This is a genomic window from Microcystis sp. LEGE 00066, from assembly GCF_015207925.1.
Taxonomy (GTDB): domain Bacteria; phylum Cyanobacteriota; class Cyanobacteriia; order Cyanobacteriales; family Microcystaceae; genus Microcystis; species Microcystis ichthyoblabe_A.
Genome location: NZ_JADEVX010000174.1, coordinates 1 through 8910 on the forward strand (window position 1 = coordinate 1; position 8910 = coordinate 8910).

Annotated in this window: 8 protein-coding genes; 3 read left to right on the forward strand and 5 right to left on the reverse strand. The window is 46.3% G+C overall.

What is annotated here, in order from left to right:
• Nucleotides 1–62 precede the first annotated feature (62 nt).
• Nucleotides 63–1607 carry a gamma-glutamyltransferase gene (gene ggt, locus IQ224_RS18850; RefSeq protein ID WP_002740650.1) on the forward strand — a complete coding sequence of 515 codons (1545 nt, stop codon included), beginning with the start codon at nt 63–65 and terminating at the stop codon, nt 1605–1607.
• On the opposite strand, the gene IQ224_RS18855 is transcribed toward ggt, so the two are convergent.
• Together IQ224_RS18855 and IQ224_RS18860 are read right to left on the reverse strand one after the other, a co-directional pair.
• A complete protein-coding gene (locus tag IQ224_RS18855) occupies nt 1604–1894 on the reverse strand; it encodes an addiction module antidote protein (protein WP_002740648.1) in 291 nt (96 codons plus the stop codon). The genes ggt and IQ224_RS18855 overlap by 4 nt on opposite strands.
• A gap of 10 nt (nt 1895–1904) precedes the next feature.
• The gene (locus IQ224_RS18860; RefSeq protein ID WP_002740647.1) at nt 1905–2195 is read right to left on the reverse strand and encodes a type II toxin-antitoxin system RelE/ParE family toxin; all 291 of its coding nucleotides are present in this window, start codon (nt 2193–2195) and stop codon (nt 1905–1907) included.
• 244 nt (nt 2196–2439) lie between these two features.
• Between IQ224_RS18860 and IQ224_RS18865 the strand changes: the two genes are divergently transcribed.
• Entirely contained in the window at nt 2440–3975 is a 1536-nt protein-coding gene (locus IQ224_RS18865; RefSeq protein WP_194033351.1) for a TolC family protein, read from the forward strand.
• A 185-nt stretch (nt 3976–4160) separates the two neighbouring features.
• Here the strand turns inward: IQ224_RS18865 and IQ224_RS18870 are convergent, their stop codons facing one another.
• Nucleotides 4161–4913 (reverse strand): cyclopropane-fatty-acyl-phospholipid synthase family protein, encoded by a 753-nt coding sequence (locus IQ224_RS18870; protein ID WP_228009760.1) that lies wholly within the window; start codon nt 4911–4913, stop codon nt 4161–4163.
• A 54-nt stretch (nt 4914–4967) separates the two neighbouring features.
• A complete protein-coding gene (gene thiO, locus IQ224_RS24765; RefSeq protein WP_194033349.1) occupies nt 4968–6899 on the reverse strand; it encodes a glycine oxidase ThiO in 1932 nt (643 codons plus the stop codon).
• 244 nt (nt 6900–7143) lie between these two features.
• On the opposite strand from thiO, the gene IQ224_RS18880 reads away from it, so the two are divergent.
• Nucleotides 7144–7770 (forward strand): DUF2301 domain-containing membrane protein, encoded by a 627-nt coding sequence (locus IQ224_RS18880; RefSeq protein ID WP_004159461.1) that lies wholly within the window; start codon nt 7144–7146, stop codon nt 7768–7770.
• Between the two features lie 46 nt (nt 7771–7816).
• Here IQ224_RS18880 and IQ224_RS18885 read toward each other — a convergent pair whose 3' ends face one another.
• Nucleotides 7817–8815 carry a nitrate ABC transporter ATP-binding protein gene (locus IQ224_RS18885; RefSeq protein WP_194033350.1) on the reverse strand — a complete coding sequence of 333 codons (999 nt, stop codon included), beginning with the start codon at nt 8813–8815 and terminating at the stop codon, nt 7817–7819.
• Nucleotides 8816–8910 lie beyond the last annotated feature (95 nt).

Here is an 8910-nt window from a genome sequence, read left to right on the forward strand (position 1 = left end):
TCTCCCCACTTCCCCATCTCCCCACTGATAACTGATAACTGATAACTGATAACTGAATCAAAGTGACTGGCAAAAGCAAGGGCGCTATCGCCGCAGGACATCCAAAAACTGCCGAAGCTGGACAATTAATCTTAGAAATGGGCGGAAATGCCTTCGATGGGATTGTTGGCTCGATTTTAGCGGCTTTCGTAGTCGAATTCACCCTCGCTTCGGCGGGGGGCGGCGGTTTTTTACTAGCACATACCAAAGAAAAAGTCAATACCCTTTTTGATTTTTTTTGTCAAACTCCAAAATATAAAAAACCCTTGACAAATATCGACTTTTACCCAGTGGCGATCAATTTTGGTGGTGCTAGTCAAGATTTTCACATTGGCCGAGGTGCGATCGCAACGACTGGAGCATTACGGGGATTGGAAATAGTGCAGAAAAAACTAGGAAAATTACCCTTTACCGTGGTAGCGGAGCCAGCGATCGAATATGCTCGACAAGGCTACATTTTGAGCCAATATAACGGCTTTTGCTTGCGCTTACTATCTTCTATCCTGCTTAAAGATAGAGAGGGTGTCAAAGTCTATGCTCCCCAGGGCCAACTCCTCCAGACAGGCGATCGCTGTGTGATGAGGGATTTTGCCAACACCTTAGAGGAATTAAGCAAAAAAAGCGTAAAAGACTTTTATGAGGGAGAAATCGCCCACCAAATCGCCAAGGATATGCAGGAGGGCGGTTATCTTACCCTAGAGGATTTAAGTCATTACCAAGTCCTTGAGAGAAAACCCCTAAAAACCCAATATCGCGGGTACGAAATACTGACCAATCCGCCTCCTAGTTCTGGAGGAATTCTCCTAGCTTTTGCCCTAAAATTACTAGAAACAGTCAATTTATCGGCTTTAGAGCCTCTAGGAGCCAAACATCTGCAAATTTTAACGGAAGTGATGGCCTTAACCAATCAAGCGCGGGTTCAAGGCTACGATGATTTTATCCATCAGGAGGGAATCGAAGATAAGTTCCTCTCACCGGAATTTTTAGGCAAATATCCCAATAAATGGGGCAGTACCACCCATATTAGCGTTATCGATGGGGAAGGTAATGCCGCCAGTGCCACCTTTTCCAATGGCGAAGGATCAGCTTATACCGTGCCGGGGACGGGAATTATGCTCAATAATATGATCGGGGAAGCGGACTTAAATCCCTTTGGTTTTCACAATTGGCCCGTTGATCGTCGTTTATCCTCAATGATGTCGCCGACGATGATTTTAGAGGAAGGAAAGCCGCGATTTGTTCTCGGTTCTGGGGGTTCCAATCGCATTCGCACCGCTATTTTGCAGGTTATTAGCAATTTAATCGATTTTCGGCAATCTCTACCCGATGCGATCGGTGCCTCGCGCATACACTGGGAAAATCAACAATTAGGAGTTGAACCTTGGGAAGATCGGGAAAATCTGCTCGAAAATCTGGTTTTACCCGCAAATACTCAAGTATCCCGGTGGCAAGAACAAAATATGTTTTTTGGGGGTGTGCATGGGGTGGCAGTGAATGATTGGGGAGAATTAACCGCTAAGGGGGATCCGCGTCGGGATGGAGTAGGATTAGTAATGGGGGATGTTTAGATAATGGGTACAACTTGCAGGCGTAACCCAAGTGCTTGCAAAACCTTAAGAACTGTAGCAAACTCTGGATTACCCCGATTCGACAAAGATTTATAGAGACTCTCCCGTCCCAAACCCGTCTCGCGAGCAATATGAGTCATCCCTTGAGAACGAGCTATATCACCTAATGCTGCCACTACTAAGCTAGGATCGCCATCTTCGAGGGCAGCTTCCAGATAAGCGGCGATATCTTCTTTTGTTTTCAAATGATCTGCTGCATCCCAAGGATAAGTCTGAATTGTAGCCATAGAGAATCTCCTATAAGTATTGGGCTAAATCTAATGCTGTTTTGATGTCCCGTTCTTGAGTCCGTTTGTCTCCCCCCGCCAAGAGAATAATCAAAGTCTCACCTTGTTGTTTGAAATACACGCGATAGCCCGGTCCATAATCAACGCGCAGTTCCGATACACCTCGTCCTACTGGCTTAACATCACCCGGATTGCCCATAGATAAACGACGAATGCGGATATTTATGCGTGCCTTGGCCTGATGATCTCGCAAAGCACTAAACCACTCAGAATAGGTTTCGGTCTGGCGAATTTCAATCATGTTTCCAGCGTATCTTTAAGGATACAAAAAGACAACAGAGAATCTCCCCAACCTTTTAGCCGGTGGATTGGGCAAAAAAGAGAATAAGGGGACAATTCCAAATCAATCGAATCTCATTTTAGCTGATACTTAAAAGACGGTGGCTTTCATGCTCCCGTGTTACTATCGGTAATTAGTAATCGGCCAACATAGTGGTGTGAGCTTGTTTACTTCTTATCGTTTACTGTTTACTTTTGACATACTCATGTTGCTCTTGCGTTATGGTATTACCGTGAGTGCGGTGCTTGGGTTGATTTTCTTGGCTGAATCCTCGGTTAAGGCACAAACTCAGTCCGCTGCCGATTTATTGAAGAAACCCCGACCTACTGCCAATCCAGTGTCTCAATTACCTGGTCCCTCGGCGGCACCGGCAACCACGGAAGCGGATCCCAAAGCCCCTAATTATCTTAATCCTAGTGGCAATCCCCTGATTTTTCCCACCAAACCGGATGAGGTGAATATTAGGGTAGTACAACCGATCACCTTAAATCAAGCGATCGAATTAGCTTTAAAAAATAATCAGACCTTACAGACAGCCCGGGTCGATTTAGAAATCGCTCGCGCCCAATTAAAGGAACAACAGGCGGCCTTATTACCCACGGCCCAAGCGGAAACCAGTCTCACTCAAGATCAATCGGCAGTCGCCCAAAGACAGAATGAGTTAGCCCGTCAACAGGGAATCCCAGCCACTACACCCGAAGATAGTACCAACTTTCAGGGTAGTGTTCGGATTGTCTATGGGGTTTATACAGGGGGTGAACGGACAGCCCAGATCAAAAGGGCCGAAAAAGTCATCCGGCAAAGGGAATTAGAGGTGGAACGAGTCTCGGAACAAACTCGTTTTGATGCCACCGATGCCTATTATGAATTGCAGAGGGGTGATGCTCAGGTAGCGATCTCCCAAGCTGCGATCGAAGATGCTAGTCAAAGTTTACGAGATGCTCAATTATTGGAGCAAGCAGGACTAGGAACCCGATTTGCTGTCCTACAGGCGGAAGTTGACCTAGCTAACGCTAACCAAGACTTAACCCGGGCGATTTCTACCCAGCGTATTTCCCGACGGCGACTGGCACAGATATTGAGTGTCGGTCAGCACATCGAGTTAACCGCTGCCGATGAGATTCGCGAGGCGGGAACTTGGGGCTTAAGTCTTGATGATAGTATCGTTTTAGCCTACAAAAATCGCGCGGAATTAGAACAACAACTCTTACAGAGGGAAATTAGCGCAGAAGACCGCTCGATCGCTATTTCGGCGGTGATTCCCCAGGTGGACCTTTTGGGCGAGTATAATGTCCTCAACGATCTCAGTGATTCTGCTGGTTTTGGCGATGGTTTTAGCGTCGGCGGCCGGATTCGTTGGACTTTCTTTGATGGTGGTCGTGCTTTTGCTCGCGCCCGTCAAGCGGAAAGAAACATCGATCGCGCCGATACGGAATTCTCCCTCCGTCGCAATGAAATTCGTCTTCAGGTGGAGGAATCCTACTATAGTTTGATTTCTAACCAAGAAAACATCAAAACTTCGCAAAAAAGTATTGAATCAGCCACGGAAAGTCTGCGATTAGCCCGTTTACGCTTTCAGGCGGGTGTGGGAACCCAAACGGACGTTATCAACTCCCAACGGGATTTAACCGATGCCAGAAGTCGTTATCTGCAGGCGATCGTTGATTACAATAAATCCTTGAATAGTCTCCAGCGATCGATTAGTAATTTACCGGACAATCGTTTGTTTGAAGTGCGTTAATTGTGCGATTTATTGATCTGTGGTGTGGGGGGAGATGGACAAATCTCCCCTATTTTAAGGGGTTTCGATGATTCTAATTTGTTGTTCCCGCAATTGCTGCAGGGTGGGAGTTTCCTGTCGCTCTTGCACCTAACGATAGGAATTACTGCGAAACAAAGCTGATCATAAATTGGACGGCCTTTTTCCTAGGCCGCTTGCAGAACATAGAAGGTATAACCATAGAAGTTGCTGAATTTCTCAAAAAGTTTCATCTCTTCTTCAGTTTCACGAATAACCGATGAGCTACTTGGGCTGATTTCCAGCTGCCCAATTCGCTCACGGAGAGGTTGATAATAATTTAGCCACCAAACCTGACTGGGCAGCCTCTGGGTAGAAAGTACCTTAAAACCAGACCTATTAGCCCGAACGATATTCTCAAACTCATTACCCATTGTATGATAGGCGTTTTGCCAATAGGCCACAGCCGGCTCTGGTAGCTCATCAGTAAACCAACTCATCTCCGAGATGACGGCAATCCCGTTGTTAGAAACAAGCGGTCGCCAGATTTTAAGAGCCTGCTCAAACCCAAGATTATAAGCAGCCCCCTCAGACCAAAGTAGATCAACTGAACCCACTGACCAATCAAGTTTAGCCATATCACCATGAATTGGAATGATTAAATGCTCAAGACCAAGCTGTTTTGCTCGGGTTTTGAGTTCGTCGATAAAAACCGATGAGGAATCCACTGCCATGACAGGGCTTTGGTAGTATTGTGCCAGCAGTAAAGCACTGGCACCACTTCCACATCCTAGATCGGCAATTCGTGGCTTGAGGGGCAAAATAGAGAGATTACTCAAAATTTTTAGGGAGAAGTCAGAGTCACCAGGCCCTTTACGGTCAAGTCCACGGTGTAAATCAGTTAAAGCGGCAACATACTCAGTTTGATTGTCTGTAGTCATAGAGATTTTTGCTGGCTCTAATAGCTGAAAACAGCCCATTCCTAGCTTAATCGCTTAGGCGATCGTTCCCGTCAGGGGGGAACTAGGACTAGCATAGGACTTAATCGGCATTCTTCCCGCTAAATAGGCTAAACGTCCCGCTTTTGCCGCCATTGCCATGGCCTGGGCCATCATAGCTGGATTGGCTGCCATAGCGATCGCACTGTTAATTAATAAAGCATCGGCCCCCATTTCCATGGCCCGGGCCGCTTCTGAGGGTGTACCGATCCCGGCATCTACCACCACGGGAATTTGGGACGATTCGATGATAATTGCGATATTTGCCTCATTTTTCAGCCCCTGGCCCGACCCAATCGGCGATCCTAGGGGCATAACCGTGGCGCAGCCAGCTTCCTCTAAACGTTTGGCTAAGAGAGGATCGGCGTTAATATAGGGCAGTACGGCAAAACCTTCTTTAACTAATTGTTCGGCCGCTTGCAAAGTTCCGATCGGATCGGGTAATAAATATTTAGGATCGGGAATAACTTCGAGTTTAATAAAGTTATTGTCTTCCTGTCCCAATAATTTGGCCATTTCTCGTCCTAAACGGGCCACCCGAATCGCTTCTTCGGCCGTTTGACAACCGGCAGTGTTGGGTAACATCCAAATTTTAGACCAATCGATCGCTTCTGCTAATCCCTCATGACCGGGTGCGTTCGTTTGTACTCTTCTAACGGCAACGGTGACAATCTGACATTCACTGGCACTAATACTTTCCTGCATAGTTGTCAGATTGGCATATTTGCCAGTCCCAGTCATCAAGCGGGAGTGAAAGGTTTTCCCAGCAATAGTGAGGCGATCATTCTGGGGCGATAAAAGTGCTTGGGGTTTATTCTCAATAATAGTTAAGGACATAGGTGGAATAGTAACGGGTGATGGTTGATTAAAGCGATCGCATCGAAAATGGGTCAAAATGGGATTAACTTTGTCATTAATCACTAGGTCAGCAATCAAGGAAGCAGTGACAGGAGCGAGTAAAATGCCATTGCGATAGTGACCGGTGGCTAAAATCAGGTTATCACAGCTACTGCGGCCTAAAATAGGTAATTCATCGGCTGTACCCGGACGGAATCCCCACCACATTTCCTCGATTTCCCAGTCAGCTAAAGGGGGATAGAGACGGGTGGCCCGCTCAAAAAGGGTTTGTAGTCCTTGGGGTGTATTACCCGTTTGCCAGGCCACTTTTTCGGAAGTGGCCCCGATAATTAAACGACCATTGCGACGGGGAACCAGATAGGTTTGCGGACCGAATAAAACCCTCGCTAAGGTCTGGTTAGGGGGCATTTTTACCGCGGCCATTTGACCTTTGACGGGATGGATAGGAAGGGGTAAAAGTTGACTAGCCCAGGATCCCGTCGCTAAAATGTAAATTTTTGCTTCTAATTCCCCAATTGAGGTATAAATACTCTTGACTTTTCCCTGCTTTTGTTGTAGGGCGTGGACTTCTATGCCTTGGCGAATTTCTACCCCTAAATTTTCGGCCGCTTGTTGCAGCGCAGTCACTAGCTGCCGGTTGTCCACTTGTCCATCGTCGGGATACCACCAACCACCGACCACATCTTTACCTAGTCCGGGTTGGTAGAGGTGAACTGCATTGCTGTCTAACCAAATTTTATTAGCTGTATTGGCAGCAATAGGCTGATCTAGCTCGTAAACGGGAGCAAGAATACCACAGGGATAGTAACCGCTATTTATCCCCGTTAAATCCTCGATTTTGCGGCTCCATTCTGGATATAACCAGCGCGATTGTAAACAAAGATCGAGAAACGGACCCGGGGGAATCCCTTCTGCATGGGGGGCCAACATTCCCGCAGCCGCACGACTAGCGGCCTGAGCTATATCTCGAACTAGGAGGGTAACTTTTGCCCCCCGCAATTGCAAATCGACTGCGATCGCTAATCCGATGATACCACCGCCCACGATCAAAATTTCGCTAGTTGAGTTCATAAAAGTCTCTGGCACCAAAGAGAATTACTGAAATGACAAGGAATCAGAAGTTAAAACAAGAAAGACGTAGTAAAATAACATATATATTTTTTTATCCCAATTAATCATAATTTTTAGCTTGATTGACTACTAAACTCGCAATTAGTCAGCCGAGAGAGGGGAGAAGTGAGGATACGGGCATAATTCAAGCTTAAGATTATTTGTAGTCAATCTTTTCTAAGCTTCCCTTTTTCTTTAGAGCATTATGACTTCCCCTGCTGTCGATCGAGTTTATCAAGGTCAATTCGGAGAGTTTACGATTACGGATAGTGATCGCCTAGGGGTGCGTCTCTACCGTCTGGGTTTAAATTTAGCGGCTTTTAGTTTCGCTGTCGCTACAATTATAGTTCTCACCCGACCGCAATTACTGCCCCTGACTAACCTTTTATACATGGGTTTTTGTCTGGGGTTAGGCATCAGTTTATTGACTATCCATATATATTTAATTCCCCTCCATCGTCTCCTGCAATTTTTTTGGCTAATCGGGGCGATTACTTCCCTAATTTTCAGCCTCTATTCTCACCTTTCCCCCCTAGAATTTGTCTATAACCACCCAGTGAGTTTATTCGGTGTCGGCTTTATTTTTGCTAGTCTCACGGGGATTTATTTCAAAGAAGCTTTTTGTTTTAATCGTCTAGAAACCAAGTTTTTAACCCCTCTAGTTCCCACTCTTTTACTCGGTCATCTTTTGGGGATATTACCCTTAAATTGGGAGAAGGGGCTATTAATTCTCTGGGCGACTTTATTCGTTATCTTTGCTCTGAGAAAATTAAGCCAACCTCTCCCCAACGATATCGGTGATAAATCAGTCTTTGAACATCTTAATCACTGACGAACTGATAACTGATAACTGATCAGTTATCACTGATAACTGTTACCTATCTGGGGGCCTCTATGGTGGCCGGATTAGCAGTATTGGGAGTCTTGCTAGTGAACATTTGTATTAGACTAAAACCGACAAAAGCGAGTAAGGCTATGCCACCAATAGTAGTAACAATTTTACCCACGAGATTTTCTGTGCGGGGTTGTTCGGGGGCATCCTCGTTGGGATCCTCCGAATGGGCAAAACGATTGTAGAGGAAATCGAGGGCTTCATTGCGAAGTTCGTAGTAACGGGGATCCTCGGTAATTTGGGAACGAACCCGGGGACGAGCAAAAGGCATCTTTAACACCTCCCCGATTTTAGCGCTTGGGCCGTTGGTCATCATCACCAAGCGATCGCACAAGAACAAAGCCTCATCGATATCGTGGGTAATCATCAACACGGTTAACTGGTGTTCTTGCCAGATTTTCAACAATTCTTCCTGTAATTCTTCTTTGGTGATCGCATCTAAGGCCCCGAAAGGTTCATCGAGGATGAGAACTTGGGGACGAATGGCCAGGGCGCGGGCGATCGCAACCCGTTGTTTCATACCTCCCGATAATTGGGGGGGTTTTTTCTGGGCTGCTTCTGTCAATCCCACTAAGGATAGATTTTCTTCCACAATCTTCACCTTCTCAGCGTGAGATTTTTCGGGATAAACCGAATTAACCCCGATATAAACGTTCTCAAAGGCAGTTTTCCAGGGCAGAAGCGAATAATTTTGGAATACCATCATCCGGTCTGGTCCTGGTTCCTTAACCTCTTTATCCTGTAGCAGCACTTGCCCACGACTAGGAGAAGAAAACCCCGCCACCATATTCAAAAGAGTCGATTTACCGCAGCCGGAGTGACCGATAATGCAGACAAATTCCCCCTCGTTGACTTGCAGCTCCACACCGTCTAAAACGGTGTAAACCCCTTCGGGAGAGGGGTATTCTTTGGCAACATTACTAACTAATAAAAAAGGCTGGGTGGTGGTGCTGGAATTCACGGTCTTATCGGTAAAAGTTTGCATATTCGTCCTAGATTTATTTTAAGGTGGGCAAAGCCCACCACAACTATTAATTCGGGTCTGCTGAAAAAGTTTTTCGTGGGGTGTGGGGTGTGGGG

Bases quoted from the DNA above. Each gene is read 5' to 3' on its own strand.
- IQ224_RS18855 (WP_002740648.1), bottom strand. From the start codon at position 1,894: ATGGCTACAATTCAGACTTATCCTTGGGATGCAGCAGATCATTTGAAA.
- IQ224_RS18860 (WP_002740647.1), bottom strand. From the start codon at position 2,195: ATGATTGAAATTCGCCAGACCGAAACCTATTCTGAGTGGTTTAGTGCT.
- IQ224_RS18865 (WP_194033351.1), top strand. From the start codon at position 2,440: ATGTTGCTCTTGCGTTATGGTATTACCGTGAGTGCGGTGCTTGGGTTG.
- IQ224_RS18870 (WP_228009760.1), bottom strand. From the start codon at position 4,913: ATGACTACAGACAATCAAACTGAGTATGTTGCCGCTTTAACTGATTTA.
- thiO (WP_194033349.1), bottom strand. From the start codon at position 6,899: ATGAACTCAACTAGCGAAATTTTGATCGTGGGCGGTGGTATCATCGGA.
- IQ224_RS18880 (WP_004159461.1), top strand. From the start codon at position 7,144: ATGACTTCCCCTGCTGTCGATCGAGTTTATCAAGGTCAATTCGGAGAG.
- IQ224_RS18885 (WP_194033350.1), bottom strand. From the start codon at position 8,815: ATGCAAACTTTTACCGATAAGACCGTGAATTCCAGCACCACCACCCAG.